Source organism: Campylobacter sp. IFREMER_LSEM_CL1085 (assembly GCF_025772235.1).
GTDB lineage: Bacteria > Campylobacterota > Campylobacteria > Campylobacterales > Campylobacteraceae > Campylobacter_D > Campylobacter_D lari_D.
This window is the reverse complement of record NZ_JAKMRU010000001.1, coordinates 147,016-164,869: the sequence shown is the minus strand read 5'-3', so window position 1 is coordinate 164,869 and position 17,854 is coordinate 147,016. Positions and strand designations below refer to the sequence as shown.

The window sequence follows — 17,854 nt, the reverse complement described above, 5'->3', positions numbered from 1 at the left end:
TTAAATGCAAGGAAATTTTTTAAAGATTTTTGGCGTATTGCCATTTTTAGCAGTAGCTTTTATTAATGCTTTTGTGGATTTAGGACACAAAATCATCATACAAAATACCATTTATAAATTTTATGAAGATAGCACCCAACTTTTTCTAACTGCTATTGTCAATGCTTTAATGCTTTTGCCTTTTATTCTTATGCTTTCACCATCTGGATTTTTAGCGGATAAATTTCCTAAAAATAAAATCATGAAAATATCTGCATTATTTTCAGTAATATTAACTTGTATTATTTGTTTATGTTATTATCTTGGAGCATTTTGGCTTGCATTTACAATGACTTTTATCATGGGAGTGCAATCTGCCTTATACTCTCCTGCAAAATATGGCTTTATAAAAGAATTAGTAGGAAAAGAGCTTTTAGCTATGGGAAATGGAGCTGTCAATGCAGTAAGTATTGTGGCTATTTTAGCCGGTATGGCAGTATTTTCTCTAAGCTTTGAAATGCTTTTTGAGTCAAATTTTAACACTCCTTCGGATATTTTAACACAAATTGCACCTTTGGGTTTTGTATTAATAGCTTTTGCTTTATTAGAACTTTTTTTAGCTTATAAACTTCCTAGCTTAAAAGAAGAAGATAAAAATTTAAGTTTTGATAAAAAACAATATTTACAAGGAAAGCTTTTAACCTCTAATTTAAAAACAATATTTTCTCATAAAATTATTTGGCTTTGTATTATAGGAATTTCACTTTTTTGGGCCATATCACAACTTTATTTAGTGAGTTTTCCTGTATATGCAAAAAATGATCTTTTCATAGAAAATACCTTTTATGTACAATGCTCTTTAGCTTTTTCTGGTATAGGAGTGATTATAGGATCGCTTATTAGTGGTAAGTTTTCTAAAAATTACATCGAATTAGGTCTTATACCACTAGGTGCTTTAGGGATTTTTCTAATGAGCATTTTAATGCCATTTTTAGAAAACTTATTAAGTTATAGTGTAGTGTTTTTTATTTTTGGTTTAAGCGGAGCATTTTTTATCATACCTTTAAATTCTCTCATACAATTTCATGCAAAAGAAAATGAACTAGGAAAAGTCTTAGCAGGAAATAATTTCATACAAAATATTTTTATGTTAGGCTTTTTAGCACTAGCTACTTTTGCTGCTTATGTTAAAATTGAAGTGATAAATTTGTTTTATTTTATCATCGCTGTGGCATTTTTTGGAAGCATTTATGTGCTAAGTAAATTGCCTTTTTCTTTAGTGCGTTTATTAATGAGTATAGCGTTTTTTCAACGCTACCGTTTATTGGTAGAAGGTTTTGAGAATATTCCTGAAAAAGGTGGAGCGTTATTGCTTGGTAATCATATATCTTTTATAGATTGGGCTATTGTGCAAATGGCTATACCAAGAAAAATTTATTTTGTTATGGAAAAAAGCATTTATTCTAAGTGGTATATTAGAATTTTTCTTGATAAATTTGGAGTTATTCCTGTTTCAAGTGCTTCTAGCAAATCAAGCTTAGAGCTTATTGCTATGCATATTAAAAATGGAAATTTAATTTGCCTTTTCCCAGAAGGAGTGCTTTCACGCCATGGACAGCTTAATGAATTTAAAGGTGGATTTGAGTTAGTTTGCTCAAAATTAGAAGAACAAGATGGAGTGATTTTACCTTTTTATATTAGAGGACTTTGGGGAAGTGCTTTTTCAAGAAGTGATGAAGAATTTTCAGCAAGAAACCGCAAAATAAGCAAAAGAAAAATCGCTATTGCTTTTGGAAAAAGCTTGCCAATACACACTAAAAAAGAAGTGGTTAAAGCAAAGGTTTTTGAACTTTCATTTATTGCTTGGAAATCTCAATGTGAAAGTATGCATACTATAGCCAGAGCTTGGATAGATAGCGCTAAAAGAAATTTAAGTCAAATAGCTATTGTTGATCCTTTAATAGGTGGTATTACCTATAGAAAAATGCTTGCTTTAAGTTTAGTTTTTAGCTCTTTTATAAAAAATAGATCACATGAGTTAAATATACAACCTACCCAAGGAAGCTATGCTCCAAAAGAAGAATGTGTAGGAATTTTGCTCCCTGCTTCCATGGCTAGCTCTCTTTGCAATCTAGCTGTATTACTTGCAAATAAAATCGTGGTAAATTTAAATTTCACAGCAGGTGTAAAAGCAATAAATCAAGCCATTCAAAGTTCTCAAATTCAACAAATTTATACTTCTAGAAAATTTATGGAAAAATTAGAAAATAAAGGCATAAAACTAGAATTTGAAGAGCATGTTAGAATTATTTTTATGGAAGATATTATCGCAAACTTTAAAAGACAAAAACTCAAAATCTTTTCTATGCTTGCTTTAGTAAGTATCTTACCTACTTGTTTAATAAAAGCATTATTTGCATCTAATAAACAAAACCTTGCCATAGCTGCTATATTATTTAGTAGTGGTAGCGAGGGAACACCTAAAGGAGTAATGCTAAATAATCGCAATATTTTAAGCAATATAGCCCAAATTTCAGATGTATTATGTGCAAAAAATGAAGATGTTATCTTATCTTCTTTGCCACCTTTTCATGCTTTTGGATTAACTGTAACTACTTTTATGCCTTTATTAGAAGGGATTAAAAGCATAACACATGCTGATCCAACAGATGCACTAGGTGTAGCAAAAGCTATAGTAAAAAACAATGTTAGCATTATGTGTGCTACTTCAACTTTTTTAGGTATTTATGCAAGAAATAAAAAACTTGATGCGATTATGTTTGAAAGCTTAAGGATTATTGTTTCAGGTGCTGAAAAACTCAAAAGCGAAGTAAGAACTGCCTTTGAAATGAAATTTAAAAAACCTATTTTTGAAGGTTATGGAGCCACTGAAACCACTCCGGTTGCAAGTGTGAATTTACCGAATAAATTTGATCCTGACTATTGGATTTTACACCGTGCAAATAAAGAAGGTAGTGTAGGTATGCCTTTACCAGGAAGTGCTATACGCATAGTAGATCCATCTACTTATGAAAGTTTAAATCATGGAGAAGATGGATTAATACTCATTGGTGGCCATCAGGTTATGGTGGGTTATTTAAACAATAAAGAAAAAACCGATGAAGTTATCAAAGAAATCGATGGCATACGCTGGTATAATACCGGTGATAAAGGCCATGTAGATGAGGATGGCTTTTTATATATAGTAGATCGTTATTCTCGTTTTGCAAAAATTGGTGGTGAGATGATATCTTTAGGAGCTTTAGAAGAAGAAATTGCTAAATTTATCAATACAGATATAGTAAAATTTTGCGCAGTTGCACTAGATGATGATAAAAAAGGTGAAATGGTATGCTTATTAGTAGAATGCCAAGAGCAAGATTTTGAAGGAATTTGTGAAGCAATTAAAAACTCTACTATGCCTGCTATTTTTAAACCAAGTAGATATTTTAAGGTAGAACAAATCCCACTTTTAGGCTCTGGCAAAGTGGATCTAAAAGGTGCTAAAGATTTAGCTAAAATCTTGCAAGAAAATTAATTCCCAAAGTAAATTTTACTTTGGGAAATTTTATAAACTATTTCTTTTAGTTTTACAATCATATTTTTTATCAAAAACAAGCTTATTATTTTCCTTAACTACTAATTTTCCCTTAATATAAAAATACTCCAAATCGCTAGTTTGTGTTAAGATTATATCCGCCTCCATCATACAACCCTCGCGTCCTATTTGCATTGTTTGAGTAATGGTATATTCTGCACTTAATGGGTTTTCATTTTGAAGTTTTAATTCTCTTTTTAAATTATGCTTTACTAAAACATCAACCTCATCAAATCTATAAACACCTTCTCCAAAAACCCCGCCAACACCATCTGTAATACAAGTCCAAGTATCGTTTAAAATATCATAAGAAATGCTTCTATCTACCCTACCTTCTTCTAAAAGTGTTATTGGAGTTAAAGGAGCACTTTGTGCTTGCATATTGATTTTATCGCTATCTTGACCACTAAAACATGGCAAATTAAATTCACACTCATTTAAATCTAAAGTCAAGGTTGAAATTTTTGGCATAGGCCAAAACATAGGCCAAAAAGAATTCGCTAATGATAATCTTATCTTAGAACCCTTGGCAAATCTATATCCACAAGCATCAAGTTTGATTTGCTTTTGGATAAATTCATCTTTTTTTAAAGGTATAAATTGCTCTTTATTATCACTTAATGCAAGATTGATTACTCCATAACTTACTCTTTTTACAAAACCATCAGCTCTAACTTCACTAAGTTGAGCAAAAAGCATAGCTTTTTCTTGATCGCTTGCAATTTTTACATTTAACATAGGAAAGCCTAAGACATCTAAATCTTGTTCTAAAAAATCACTTTCAAAAACAACTGCCATCCCATCATCTAACCTTTGATCGCTAGGACTTTCTCCTAAAACACCAGCTCCCATCCACTCTCCTGATAAAAGCCCATGATTTAGCGGGGTATTAATTTTGATAAATTCACTTGATTTTTTACATGTTAATTTATACGGATTTAAATAATATTTTTTATAGCTAATATCATTTTCAAAATCATTTAAAGCAACAAAACGACCTTCTACTTTCTCTGTTTTTGAATTTGGCTTAGAGCTATTTTCAATATATGCTTGTATCATAGGAGCTTCAAGTGCATCGTTTTCTTCATTTTTAAGCCATTTATCCCACCATTTAAGTGCTTCTTGTAAAAAACCCATTGCAGGCAAAGGTAAGCCATCATGAGGATAAACATGAGCCCAAGGACCAACGATAGCTTTTTTTGGAACTTTCAAACCATTCATTAGAGTAAAAACAGGATTAGTATAAGAATCAGCCCATCCATCTAATGCAAAAACAGGGACTTGTATATCATCATAATTTTCCCCAACAGATCCATGCTTCCAATAATCATCTTTTAAAGTATGCTCAAGCCATAATGTGGGCCATAAAGGCATGTTCTCAAGCCTATTGAACCATTTTTTTCTACCATTTGGATCAATTTTTGGATCAACAAAGCGTGATTGATATGCAAGCATGATATTACCCCACCAAAAATTATCATTAAGCAAACATCCGCCTTTATAATGAATATCCTCATTAAACCTATCATCGGTAAAACCTACTACTACAATTGCTTTTAAATTTTTAGGTCTTCTTGCTGCAACTTGTAAAGAATTAAAGCCACCCCAAGATTTACCCATCATACCAATATTCCCATCGCACCATTCTTGCTTTGCAATCCACTCAATGACTTCTAAAGCATCATCTTGTTCTTGTTTTAAATATTCATCTTCTAATAAACCATCAGATTCCCCACTTCCTCTAATATCAACCCTAACAACCGCATAGCCATTACTACTAAAATATCCGTGCATAGGCTCATCTCTGCCCCTTGTTCCATCATTTTTTCTATAAGGAATGTATTCTAATATAGCAGGAACTTTTTCTTTTACTTGAGGAAGCCAAATTCGTGATGAAAGCTTAGTGCCATCTTTTAAAACTATCCATTCATTTTCTATTACTCTAACCTTGTTTTTAAAGTTAAAAACAATTTCCTTCATTTCATCTCCTTTTTATTGTATTTTTTAATCCAAATCAAACAAAACATTACGCCCAAAATAGCCATAACTATCATGATGGTAAAATATATATGAAAACCTTTTACACCTGGGTATCTATCTAATAAATCTCCAGCAAGTAATGGTGCAAAAACTTCAGGCAAATACCCAAAAGTAGATACAATACCTATAGCCATACCCGCTAAATGTATAGGAATTTTTCCCTCACTAAGTAAAGAATAATAAATTCCAAAATTAGAATACATAGCTATATAAATTATGACACAAGCAGAAGTTAAAACACTCATTTGTAAAAATCCATTTAATTTTGAACTAAGCATTAAAAAAATAACACCAATTCCCATTAAAATAAAGCCTATCATCATTATTTTAGCTTTTCCATATCCATCTGCTATAAATCCACCCGCTACAGAAGAAACCGGACGAATATATTGAGCCAATACCGTTAAAATAGCTGCAAAAACAGCAGAAGTTCCTATAACATTGCTTGCATAAGGAGTAAAATAATAAAAACTCATGTTAAAAAAATATGTACAAAAAGTAATAGCAACCACAAGCCAAAGAGCAGAATTTTTCAAAAGAAAAACCAAGTCTTTGATTTTAATCTTCTCACTTTGCTCATTAATATCATCTTTCAAAAGAAAAAACAATAAAATAGCACTTGCGATAGGAGCTATAGAATAAAACACAATAACCATTTCTATACCTTGTGCGGCTAAGGCTTTTGTTTGAAAATATCCAAAAATACTCGTAGCTATAGCCAAATGTGCAGCACCAACAACTCCTCTACCGCCTTCAAAAATTCCATAAGCCCTTGCTTGTTCTTTAGAATTTGCTAAACTCCTTACTATTTTCATCAAAGAAGGCCAAAAAGTTAATAATGAGGTAATCCCCCAAATTCCATAAATAATCAAAAGTGCATTTAAAGAAGTAAAATATAAATGCAATAAACCACCAAGTCCTGTAGCAATTAAAGAAAAAATCAATAATTTTTTTGGTGCAAAACGATCTGCTAAATAACCTCCTAAAGCATAAGAAAACAAACCAAGCAATCCATAAGCACTACCTAAAAGCCCCATTTCAAAATTATTTAAATGATAAAGACTCATATAATCATCATAATAATACTTTCTAAAATAAGGCAAACCATAAATAATAGATCCGCAAAAGGATAATAACAATAATGTTAAAAAATTATTTTTTAAACTTTGTCCTGTATTTTGTCCCATCAAAAACTCCTTTTGCATACTATATATAATTTTTATGTTTTTTTGCTTTTATATAAGTGATTTTATGCAAAAAATATTATAATAATATATTTTTTACACATTTTAATCTACTTTATTATAAAATTTTATTAATTTAATAATTTATAAGCATAAAAAATTTATTTACAAAATAAAAATAATTTCTGTTTTTTATTTTTTATTATTGTTTTTTTGATACATTTACATAAACTAAAAATTAAAAAAGGGAAATAATGAAAATTTTTGATATGGTAGTTATTGGTGCTGGCCCTGCAGGTATTGCAGCAGGAGTAGAAGCTAAAATAAAAAATAAAGAAGTTATTGTTTTAGAAAAAGCTGATGCGATTTGTCAAACCTTAGTAAAATTTTACAAAGAAGGTAAAAGAGTAGACAAAGCTTATAAAGGTTGTGATAGCACAAATCACGGGTATATAAATTTTGAAGATGGAACTAGAGAAAGTACGATAGAAACTTTCCAAAATGCTATCAAAGAGCATAATCTTGAAGTAAAGCTTTCTAGTGAAGTTGAAAGTGTTAAAAAAGATGGAGAAAATTTCATCGTTAGTACTGCAAATGAAAATTATATTTGTAAAAATGCAGTTATTGCCATAGGTAGAATGGGTAAGCCAAATAAACCAAGCTATACTTTACCTATAACTTTAACAAAAATCATCAATTTTAATGCAAATTCAACAAGCCAAGATGAAAAAATCTTAGTTGTAGGCGGTGGAAATTCAGCAGCAGAATACGCTATAGATTTAGCTAAAAATAACGATGTTACACTTTGCTATAGAAGAGAAACTTTCTCAAGATTAAACGATATTAATCTTGAAGATATTCAAAAAGCTTTTGAGCAAGGCAGTGTAAAAGCAAAACTCGGCATAGATATAACTGGTATTGAAGATGAAAATGGCAAAGCTAAAGTAAATTTCACTAACAATACAAGTGAAATTTATGATCGCATTATTTATGCTATTGGTGGTTCAACTCCACTTGATTTCTTACAAAAATGCTCTATAGAAGTTGATGAAAAAGGTGTGCCAAGCTTTGATGAAAACAAAGAAAGTAATGTAAAAGGATTATTTGTAGCAGGCGATATAGCGAGTAAAAACGGAGCTTCTATTGTAGTGGGTTTAAATGATTCATTTAAAATCTGCGATCATCTTTATAAATGCTAAAACTCTTTCAATATTCAAAAGGCTATCGTTATAATAATGATAGCCTTTTACTTTTTGACTTTTTATCTAAAAATAACTTAAAAGGAAATATCCTTGATATAGGATGTGGATGTGGAATTTTAGGACTTTTAGTAAAGCAAAAATTTCCAAATTCAAAAGTTTATCTACTAGATATTCAAGAGCAAAATATCAAACTAAGTTATAAAAATGCCAAAGAAAATAAACTTGAAATTCAAAGCATTTGCGAAGACTTTTTAAACTATAAAAGTGATATAAAATTTGATTTTTTAATCTCTAATCCTCCATTTTATAAAAAAAATACACAAAAAAGCCAAGATTTGCATTTATGTATATCAAGATATCAAGAATTTATGCCGCTTGAGAAGATGTTTGCTAAAATAAATACTTTAATCAAGCCAAATGGTAGTTTTTTTATGTGCTATGAGGCAAGTTTTTTAGATGAAATTTGTGCTTATTTAAAACAATTTAAATTAAAACTAGTTTCTCTTCAATGTATTCACACCAATACACAAACTAATGCAAGGCTTGTTTTAATGCATATTAAAAAAAATAATAAAAGCCCTTGTGTGATAATGCCTACGCTTTTTATGTATGAAAATAATGTTTTAAATCCAAAAATTAGCGAAATTTATGAAAATACAGGAACTATAAGCTATGATATGTGAAAAAAACTTTGATTATTCTTTTGATGAAAATGCTTGTAAAATATGCGGTGGAAAATGCTGCACTGGAGAAAGTGGATATATCTATGCTAGCAAAGAAGAGCTAGAAGCTATTGCTGCTTTTTTAAATTTAAACTTTGAAGCCTTTAAAGAACAATACCTTATCAAAGTTGGATTTAAATATAGTTTTAAAGAAGTAAAGCATGAAAATGGCTATCGTTGTATTTTTTTTGATACAATGTATAAAAAATGTTTAATTTACAAGCATAGACCAAAACAATGTAAAACTTTTCCATTTTGGGAGTATTTTAAAACACACAAAGAGGAGTTGAAAGAAGAATGTATAGGGGTTTGCTTTCACTAATTATCGTTTTTATCCTAACAAACCTTGCTTTGGCTAAAAGCGAAGATAAAATCTTACAAGCACTCATTTATGAAGAACATGGACAGTTTCAAAAAGCATGTGATATTTATACAAATTTATTTCATGAAAATAATGAAAGTATCTATTTGCAAAAAGCATTGCTTTTAGCTTTGGGTGCTAACTTAAAACAAAAAGATGAACTTTTAAAAGCCTCTAAAGAATTTTTAAATCATACAGCTATTGCAAGATTAAATGCTTTGCATTTTTTTGAAATAGGAGATTATAAACAAGCCGAAACTATACTTTATAAACTCATTAAAGAAGAGCAAGATTATAGAAACTATGAAATACTAGGTGATATTTTTGCTAAAAAAGCTTTATACACCAAAGCTTTAGAGCAATACAATCTTGCTTATAAGCTTTTTGAACATGAAAATTTATTACTTAAAATAGTTGAAATTAATATTAAAAATAAAAATATTGATCAAGCTAAAAAAGCTTTAGAAGAATTTGTAAAAAATTCACAATGTACTCTTAAAACATGCACCCTACTTTTAAAAATTTATCAAGAGCAAAAAAACAATAAGGCAAGTATTCAAACCCTTGAAAAACTATATAAACTCAACAATGATATTAAATATATATATGCTATGATAGAATTACTAGTGCAAGAAAAAAATTATAAACAAGCTCTAAATTTAGTCCAACAATACAACATAGATCCTGATACTAAAATTTTCTTATATACACAAACAAAAAATTATAAAAAAGCTTACGAAATAGCTTTAAAACATTATGAACTTAGCAAAGATAAAAAATACCTTTCTATGGCAGGGGTTTTAGAATTTGAAATTTATATGGATTCTAAAAGTAAAAAAATCACGGATCCAAAAATTCTAGCTTCTATTATGAAAAAATTTGAACAAAGTGTAGATGTGCGTAGCGATGCTTTATATCAAAACTACTATGGCTATGCCTTAATCGAATATGATATTGATATTGCAAAAGGCATAGAATTAGTAGGCTGGGCACTTGAACAAGAACCACAAAATCTTTACTACCTAGACTCTTTAGCTTGGGGCTATTATAAACTTAAAAATTGCAAAAAAGCTTATGAAATTTTACAAAAAACATTCCACGATAAAGAATTTGCAAATTCCCAAGAAAGCAAAGATCACTTAAAGGCCATTGAAAAATGTTTAAAACAATAGATTTAAAAGATCATTTTTCAAAAACACAAAAAATTCTAGAAAATAAAAAAGAAATTTTTCCTTATGATATGCTAGGCAGAAGCCTAGCTTCTAATGCTTTTTATCCTAAAGATATTTACACACTTTTGCTTGAAAGAAAACTTTCGCATTTTTTATACTCCAAAGATTTAAATTTTAATCATGAAAATTTTGATGCTATCGTTTTACCAACAAGTCCTTTGCTTAATCAAGACATACAAAATTTAAGTCTTTTTAGACGCTATCATGAAAAACCCATTGTGCAATTTGACTTTATTTTTGATGAATATCAAATTTTAGAAAGCTTGGTATATGGAGCTGATGCGTTTATTGTATTTCCTAAAATGCTAAAAACTATGCAACTAAAAAAACTTTATAATTTTGCAATACATCTTGGCTTAGAGGCCATTTTTTATATTGAAAGCAAAAGCGATCTTAATAATGCTATTTTAGCAGGAGCTAGAATTTTTTTATTAGAAGATGAAAAGCTATTACCTTTGATACCAAAAAATAAAGCTCTTATAAGTAAAAATATCAAAAATCTGCATGCTTGCATAAAGGAGAGTTGATGGAGTATTTATACGCACCTTGGAGGGATGTTTATTTTAATAATAAAGATAAAAATTTTTGCCCTTTTTGTCATTGTAAGTATGAACTCAATGAAGATGAAAAACTTGGGGTAATTTTTAGAGCTAAAGAATGTTTTGGCATTATGAATAAATACCCTTATAGTCCGGGTCATTTCATGATTATCCCTTATGATCATTTAGAAAATATAGAAGATTTAAATAATGATACATGGCTAGAAATTAGCCATTTTGTGCGTATTGGAGTTAAAATTTTAAAAGAAAACTTTCATGCTAAGGGTGTTAATATAGGTATGAATTTAGGCAGTGCAGCAGGAGCTGGCATAGCGCCGCATTGTCATTATCATTTAATCCCAAGATGGCAAGGGGATACAAATTTTATCACTACCATAGGACAAACTAGAGTTTGTGGGAGTGATTTGGAAAAAGTTTATACCACTTTATGCAAAGCTTTTAAAGATTATGTATAAAGAAGTTGATTTTGAAAATTTTTTAAAATTTAATTTTGATCTTTTAATTGATGTAAGAAGTCCCAAAGAATACAAACTTGCTCATATAAAATCTGCGCAAAATTACTACGCACTAAATGATAATGAATTTGAAGAAATAGGCACACTTTATAAGAAAAATAAAGGCTTAGCTAAAGCAAAAGGTGCAAGTTATATTTGTAAAAATATGAGTGAACATATTAATAAACTTTATCAAAATTATAAAATAGGTTCTTTGGTGGGAATTTATTGTGCAAGAGGTGGTAAAAGATCAAAAGCTATTGCTTTAATCTTAGCTGAACTTGGTTATAGAGTTGTAAGATTAGAAGGTGGATACAAGGCCTATAGAAGTTATGTGAGTGAGTTTTTTAGGAAAGATTTAAATATTGAGTTTTTATGTCTTTGTGGTAATACAGCAAGTGGTAAAAGTGATTTAATCGAAACTTTAAATAATGCTTTAAATTTAGAAAAACTAGCTAACCACCAAGGATCAAGTTTTGGTAAAATTTATGGAGAACAACCAAGCCAAAAAGCCTTTGAAGATAAGTTGTTTTATTTTTTAAAAGATTATACTCACAAAACTTGTTTTATAGAAGCTGAAAGCAGACAAATTGGAAATTTAACTATCCCACTAAATTTATACAATAGTATGCAAAAAGCTAAGAAAATTTGGTGCGAGTGTGATATAAATTTACGCATTCAAAGAGTTTTAAAAAACTATACTCCAATGGATAAAAAAGTATTTTATCAATGCGTTGAAAAAATATCACCTTATATCAGCAAGGATTTTAAATTAAGACTTTGTAAAAATTATGAAGAAAATAATTTAGAACTTTGTGTAAAAATGCTTTTTGAATATTATGATAAAGTATATAAAAAACCTGCAAAAATTGATTATTTTATAAATAGCTCTAATTTAAATGAAGCTAAAAAATATCTTATGAGTTTAAACTCATAAGATTATATTTACAAAAATTACAAAAATAATACTTGAAAGAATTCCAGCAACTGGTAAAGTAATAACCCAAGCTAAACCAATAGGTTTCATCATACCCCATTTAGCATCTTTATTAAACACCCCTATACCCAAAATAGCGCCGATTAAAATATGGGTTGAGCTAACTGGAATTCCAAGTTGAGTTGCTAAAAGTATAACAATACTTGCACCAAGTTCAGCACTAAAGCCTGTTGTTGGCTTAATTTCTGCTAGTTTTGAACCAACAGTTTGAATAACTTCTTTACCTAAAAACCAAAGTCCAATAACCAAAGCTATACCAAACATAAGCATTACAGCAAATGGCACTGGCGAACTTGGATTAATGGTGTTGTTTTTAAGCACATCTAAAATCGCAGCAAATGGCCCAAGAGCATTAGCTATATCATTAGCTCCATGCGAAAAAGCAAAACTAGAAGCAGTAAAAATTTGAAACCACGAAAAAATCTTTTCTATAGTTTTATTTACTTCAGTTTTTTTCATCAATCTTACAACAGCCAAAGTAACTATATAAGCAAAAATAGAAATAATAGAAACTATCCATAAATTCTGCACCATATCTAAAGTAGAAACTTTATTTAAACCTTTAAATAAAAACATTGACGCTATTATTAAAGCAGCTATCCCTGCAACCAAAGGAACATGGAATTTCATTTTAGAAAAAACATCTATATTTTTTTCTTTTTCTTTTAATTCTTTAATTTTTAACTTATATTCACTTCTTTTTTCATCGTCATCTAAAACAATGGCGCTTAATTCTTTAATTTGCTCTTCTTGACTTTTGTTTTTTAAATTGATAAAAAAATTTTCTTTAAACTCCTTTTTTTCTTTTTTAATTTCTTTTATTTGCATATTAATCAAAGCCGAAGGTTGAAGTATTTTTTTATAAATATAAGCATAAATTAAATACGCCACAAGTCCACCAAGTAAAGGAGAAATAACCCAACTCATAGCTATTTTATAAATACCATTCCAATTTACCATAGAAAAAGCTTGGTCTTGATCAAAAAATACAAACCCCATAGCTATACTTGAACCTACAATACCACCTATAATGCTATGAGTAGTAGAAACTGGAAGTCCTTTTTTTGTTGCTATAAATAACCAAATACCTGAACTTAGCAAAGCTGAAAGCATAACACATACAAATACCATAGGATCAACACTATCTGGTAAAACCACTATACCACTTCTTATAGTATTAGTTACTTCCCCACCTGCAAACACAGCCCCACTTAATTCAAATACTGCTGCAATAATTAAAGCTTGCTTAATAGTAACTGTCTTAGCTCCCACGCTAGTGCCAAATGAATTTGCAACATCATTACCGCCAACATTAAAGGCCATAAAAATTCCAAATACACTAGCAAGAATAAATAATATCATGGAATTATTAGGAATGTAATTATAACCCCAAACAAAAAAACACAAAACGCTTACAATAAAAATAAAAAATGCAATGGTATTGTCTTTACTCAAGCATTCTCCTTAAGAAATTATTTTAAGAATATTTTAGTAACTTTTACTTATTTTTTTCTTTGATTTGTAAAAATTGTAAAGCAGATTTTACTGCTTGCATATAACTTTGTAAGTTTATTTTTTCATTTTTATAAGCCCTATCATAAGCTGTTCCATGATCAACACTAGTTCGAATTATGGGTAAATTTAAACTCGCATTAATACTTTTATCAAAATACAAAGCTTTTAAAGGTGCTAAGGCTAAATCATGATACATGCTGACTAAATACTTGCATTTACTTAATGCAAAAGGAGTAAAAGCACTATCGGCCACTAAAGGCTCACTTAAAAAAATATTTTCCTTATAAGAAAACTCTTTTTCTTTTTGACTTAAAAAATATTCATTTTCTAAATTTTGTAAATTTAATGCATGATCTTTTAAAAATACATTTGCCATTCTTATAGCTTTTTTTATTTCCTGCTCTTCTTCTCCGCCTATTACGCCATTATCACTTGCATGAGGATTAAAACCCAAAACTCCAATTTTTTCAAATAAAGTGCATTGATAAAAATTAATTAAAAATTTCGCAAGCTTAAAAGCCTTAATCTCTTTAAAAACATCTCTTAAAGGCATATGCTCAGTATATAAAGCCACAAAAAGCTCATCACACCCTAACATCATAATAGCATCTTGTTTGAAAAAATCTCTTAGTGCTTCAGTATGACCTTTATAGCTCACTCCCCCCATTTGCCAAGTCTTTTTATTAATCGGTAAAGTTACTAAAGCATCTAAAAACAAATGCGTGCAATAACTAGCTCCTTCAAAACTTAAAAAAGAATAAACCCCACTTTTAGCGTCTAAATTTGCAGGATTTAACTCAAAATCAAAATCAATAATTTTACTAGCTTGATATGAAAACTCATAAATTAAAAAATTTTCTTTTTCTTCTTTAAAGGCAAAATGTGGTTTTAAAGCATTAGAAATTTCAACTAAATTGATTTTAGATTTAGGATTTATTTTCAAAAGTTTATTTGCTTTTTGAAATAATTCATAATGCACAAAATAATATGGCTCACAAATTTTTACTAGCTCATCATGACAAGATAATAAAATTTGCATACCTATACCATTTAAATCTCCTATACTAATAGCAATTTTTTTCATCTTTTAATCAAAGCTTTCATTTGCAATATAGCTTTTTCTAAGCCTACAAAAACCGATCTTGCTACTATACTTTGACCTATATTTAACTCTTCTATTTCTAAAATATCCACAATATTTTTTACATTTTTATAATTAAGCCCATGACCAGCTGCCACTCTTAAATTTAAACCCTTAGCCAAACTCGCACTTTGTTTTAATCTTTGGAGTTCATTTTCTAAAAGCTTTTTGAGTTCATTTTTACTTAAAATTAATTCAGGCAATGCATAAGAAGTTTGATTGATATTGGTATATAATGCATTATAAATATTAGCATACAATCCTGTATGAAGCTCTATAAAATCAGCATTTAAAGAAGATGATTTATTAATATCTTCTAAATTTGGATCAATAAATAAAGAAACTTCGATTTGCTCTTGTTTTAAAGCATTAATGGCTTCTTGTAATTTTTCATTGTCTAAATTTAAACCACCTTCTGTTGTAAGCTCTTGTCTTTTTTCAGGTACTAAAGTAACGCGCGAGGGTTTGTATTTTAAAGCATATTCTATCATATCAATAGAGCATTCTAAATTCACTACACACTTGCAGTATTTTAAGATATTTTCTAAATCAAACTCATTAGCATGACGACGATCTTCTCTTACATGGATAGTGATTTGATCAGCTAAATTTGCACTCAAAATAGCAGCTTCAAGTAAATCAGGATCATTTACTTTTCTAGCTTCTCTTAAAACTGCTATATGATCGATATTAACCCCTAAAAGCATAAGTTTTCCTTATAAGTTTTTTGCTATTATACTTTAAATTTTTTAAGGAGAGCTAGTGCTAGGTATTGATATGGGTTCAAATACATTAAGAGCTGTTTTGATGGATGAGAATTTTAATAAATTAAAAAGCGAAGAATTTATCATAGGAGCAGCTAAAAATATGCAAAATGACACCATTAGTGATGAAGCTATAGAAAAAATTTTTAGCGCTTTGAAAATCTTAAAAGAAAAAAATTATAACTTAAGTCAAGCTAAAGCAGTCGCCACAGCTGCTTTTAGAAAAGCAAAAAATACTAAGCTTATTTTTGAAAAAATTCAAAAAGAATTTAAACTTGATATAAAATTAATCGATGCAAAAACCGAAGCAAAACTAAGCGTTTTAGGTATGCAAGAGCGTCTTAAAGCTCTTAAACTTTTTAGAAAAGACTTAAGTTATTGTGATTTGGGCGGTGCTTCTTGTGAAATTTCAAATGATAAATTTAGCAAAAGTTATGATTTTGGAATCATTAGTTTTTATGAAAGAATGCATTTTAAAGCCATAAAACCAAGTGTTTATGTAAGATTTTTTAAAAAATATCCACAAAATCTTGTGCGTATTAAAGATGAAAAATTAAAAATTCATCTAAGCCCCTACCCTGCGCATTTAAAGCAACTTGCCTTAAAAGCTTTTAATCTTAGTAAAGATATAAAATTAAAAGGAAATTTTTTCATACTAAATTCAGGAGTACCTACCACACTTTGTGCTTATAAACAAAACATAAAATACAAAGACTACCTAGAAGAAAGTGTAAATGGTAAAATACTCAAACGCAAAGATTTTTTTGATTTTGCATTAAAAATTTGGAATTTAGAACAAGAAAAAGCTAAAATTTATCTTGGAGAAAATAGAAAAAAATACCTCATAGCAGGCTCAATGATACTTTTTGCTTTATTTAATAAGCAAAAGCTCATTGTGATTGATGATGGTGTTAGAGAAGGTGTGTGTATAGCACATTTTAAAAATATCAAATTTTAAAGGAGAAAAAATGAGTTTAAAAGATCAAATTTTAGAAGATATCAAAGAAGCTATGCGTAATAAAGATGATTTTAAAAGAAACACTTTAAGAACGCTTAATGCTAGCTTTAAACAAATAGAAGTTGATGAGAGAATCACACTTAATGATGAAAGAATATATAAAATCATTGCGAGTGAGATTAAAAAACGAAATGAAGCCGCACTTGCTTTTAGCAAAGGTTCTAGAGAAGATTTAGCACAAAAGGAACTCCAAGAAGTAGCTATTTTAAGTGCTTATTTACCAAAACAACTTAGCGATGAGGAATTAGAAAGTGAGCTAAAAAAACTTATAGAAAAACTACAAATTAGCTCTTTAAAAGAACAAGGTATTTTGATGAAAGAAGCTAAAACAGCTTTTGGTGCAAGCGTTGATGGTAAAAGACTTAATGAAACGGTAAGAAAGCTTTTAGCATGAAAAAAGTTTTAACACTTTGCGCCTTAGCTTTAAGCTCTTTTGCTTATACTCAATATGAATTACATCCTAGCTTTAAAGCTTATTTTAAAGACTGCTCTTTATTGATGGATAAATATTATTATATTAATTGTTATGATTATAATTATAAAGGTACTAAGGCAATTGCTTATAAACTAGAAGCTAAAATTTTAAATCAAGGACACATCAAAAAACGCCCAAAATTTAAAGATGATACTAATATTCCTAAAAAGTATAGAACTTATTGGGAGGATTATCTAAGAAGTGGTTATACAAGAGGGCATGTCGTGCCAAATCAATCCATGAATGCAACCTCACAAGCCCAACTTAGCACTTTTTTAATGAGCAATATCACTCCGCAAAAAAAAGATATTAATGCAGAAATTTGGAATGAAATCGAACAAAGAGAAAGATATTTAGCAAAGAAAAATAAAGAATTGGAAGTCTTAAATTTAGTACTTTATGATGATAAGCCAAAACGCATTAAAAACAACATAGCCATTCCTAGTTTTTATATCAAAATTCTTAAGGCTAAAAATTTCACTGAATGTTATAAAGTGCCAAATAATGATAATTTTGCAAGATTTGATAGAAATTATTTTAAGGAAGATTGTAAAAAATATATTGATTAAACT

Annotated in this window: 16 protein-coding genes; 11 read left to right on the top strand and 5 right to left on the bottom strand. The window is 29.2% G+C overall.

The genetic code is table 11. The features are described from left to right. Positions 1-4: 4 nt before the first annotated feature. Positions 5-3,517, top strand: a complete 3,513-nt coding sequence (locus L8W56_RS00860) for an acyl-[ACP]--phospholipid O-acyltransferase (protein ID WP_263659109.1) — start codon at positions 5-7, stop codon at positions 3,515-3,517. Between the two features lie 30 nt (positions 3,518-3,547). Here L8W56_RS00860 and L8W56_RS00855 read toward each other — a convergent pair whose 3' ends face one another. Continuing rightward, a complete protein-coding gene (locus L8W56_RS00855) occupies positions 3,548-5,557 on the bottom strand; it encodes a CocE/NonD family hydrolase (protein WP_263659108.1) in 2,010 nt (669 codons plus the stop codon). Continuing rightward, a complete protein-coding gene (locus L8W56_RS00850) occupies positions 5,554-6,804 on the bottom strand; it encodes an MFS transporter (RefSeq protein ID WP_263659107.1) in 1,251 nt (416 codons plus the stop codon). The genes L8W56_RS00855 and L8W56_RS00850 overlap by 4 nt, the downstream gene beginning before the upstream one ends. Positions 6,805-7,055: 251 nt before the next feature. Between L8W56_RS00850 and L8W56_RS00845 the strand changes: the two genes are divergently transcribed. Genes L8W56_RS00845 through mnmH form a run of 7 tightly spaced genes read left to right on the top strand, consistent with a single transcriptional unit; the run spans position 7,056 to position 12,309 of the window. Beyond that, a complete protein-coding gene (locus tag L8W56_RS00845; protein ID WP_263659106.1) occupies positions 7,056-8,000 on the top strand; it encodes an NAD(P)-binding domain-containing protein in 945 nt (314 codons plus the stop codon). Next, entirely contained in the window at positions 7,994-8,686 is a 693-nt protein-coding gene (locus L8W56_RS00840) for a tRNA1(Val) (adenine(37)-N6)-methyltransferase (protein ID WP_263659105.1), read from the top strand. Before L8W56_RS00845 ends, L8W56_RS00840 begins: the two co-directional genes overlap by 7 nt. Next, positions 8,676-9,047, top strand: coding sequence for a YkgJ family cysteine cluster protein (locus L8W56_RS00835; RefSeq protein ID WP_263659104.1), 372 nt, complete (start codon positions 8,676-8,678; stop codon positions 9,045-9,047). The genes L8W56_RS00840 and L8W56_RS00835 overlap by 11 nt, the downstream gene beginning before the upstream one ends. Further along, a complete protein-coding gene (locus tag L8W56_RS00830; protein WP_220567118.1) occupies positions 9,023-10,258 on the top strand; it encodes a tetratricopeptide repeat protein in 1,236 nt (411 codons plus the stop codon). Before L8W56_RS00835 ends, L8W56_RS00830 begins: the two co-directional genes overlap by 25 nt. Next, positions 10,243-10,845, top strand: a complete 603-nt coding sequence (locus tag L8W56_RS00825; RefSeq protein WP_133318809.1) for an indole-3-glycerol-phosphate synthase TrpC — start codon at positions 10,243-10,245, stop codon at positions 10,843-10,845. Before L8W56_RS00830 ends, L8W56_RS00825 begins: the two co-directional genes overlap by 16 nt. Further along, on the top strand, positions 10,845-11,333 hold the full coding sequence (locus L8W56_RS00820) for an HIT family protein (RefSeq protein WP_220567120.1): 489 nt from the start codon (positions 10,845-10,847) through the stop codon (positions 11,331-11,333). Before L8W56_RS00825 ends, L8W56_RS00820 begins: the two co-directional genes overlap by 1 nt. Then, entirely contained in the window at positions 11,326-12,309 is a 984-nt protein-coding gene (mnmH, locus tag L8W56_RS00815; RefSeq protein ID WP_263659103.1) for a tRNA 2-selenouridine(34) synthase MnmH, read from the top strand. Before L8W56_RS00820 ends, mnmH begins: the two co-directional genes overlap by 8 nt. On the opposite strand, the gene L8W56_RS00810 is transcribed toward mnmH, so the two are convergent. From L8W56_RS00810 to L8W56_RS00800, 3 genes are read right to left on the bottom strand one after another with little or no spacing between them, the layout of a single operon-like run. Continuing rightward, on the bottom strand, positions 12,304-13,824 hold the full coding sequence (locus tag L8W56_RS00810) for an inorganic phosphate transporter (RefSeq protein WP_133318806.1): 1,521 nt from the start codon (positions 13,822-13,824) through the stop codon (positions 12,304-12,306). The genes mnmH and L8W56_RS00810 overlap by 6 nt on opposite strands. A gap of 43 nt (positions 13,825-13,867) precedes the next feature. Beyond that, positions 13,868-14,968: a 4-hydroxythreonine-4-phosphate dehydrogenase gene (gene pdxA / locus L8W56_RS00805; protein WP_263659102.1), complete on the bottom strand. Its 1,101-nt coding sequence runs from the start codon at positions 14,966-14,968 to the stop codon at positions 13,868-13,870. Then, positions 14,965-15,732: a pyridoxine 5'-phosphate synthase gene (locus L8W56_RS00800; RefSeq protein WP_263659101.1), complete on the bottom strand. Its 768-nt coding sequence runs from the start codon at positions 15,730-15,732 to the stop codon at positions 14,965-14,967. The genes pdxA and L8W56_RS00800 overlap by 4 nt, the downstream gene beginning before the upstream one ends. Before the next feature lie 55 nt (positions 15,733-15,787). Here L8W56_RS00800 and L8W56_RS00795 point away from each other — a divergent pair, with 55 nt between their 5' ends. From L8W56_RS00795 to L8W56_RS00785, 3 genes are read left to right on the top strand one after another with little or no spacing between them, the layout of a single operon-like run. After that, entirely contained in the window at positions 15,788-16,747 is a 960-nt protein-coding gene (locus L8W56_RS00795; protein WP_263659100.1) for a Ppx/GppA family phosphatase, read from the top strand. A 10-nt stretch (positions 16,748-16,757) separates the two neighbouring features. Further along, positions 16,758-17,201 carry a GatB/YqeY domain-containing protein gene (locus tag L8W56_RS00790; protein ID WP_263659099.1) on the top strand — a complete coding sequence of 148 codons (444 nt, stop codon included), beginning with the start codon at positions 16,758-16,760 and terminating at the stop codon, positions 17,199-17,201. Further along, positions 17,198-17,851, top strand: coding sequence for a DNA/RNA non-specific endonuclease (locus L8W56_RS00785; RefSeq protein ID WP_263659098.1), 654 nt, complete (start codon positions 17,198-17,200; stop codon positions 17,849-17,851). The genes L8W56_RS00790 and L8W56_RS00785 overlap by 4 nt, the downstream gene beginning before the upstream one ends. Positions 17,852-17,854 lie beyond the last annotated feature (3 nt).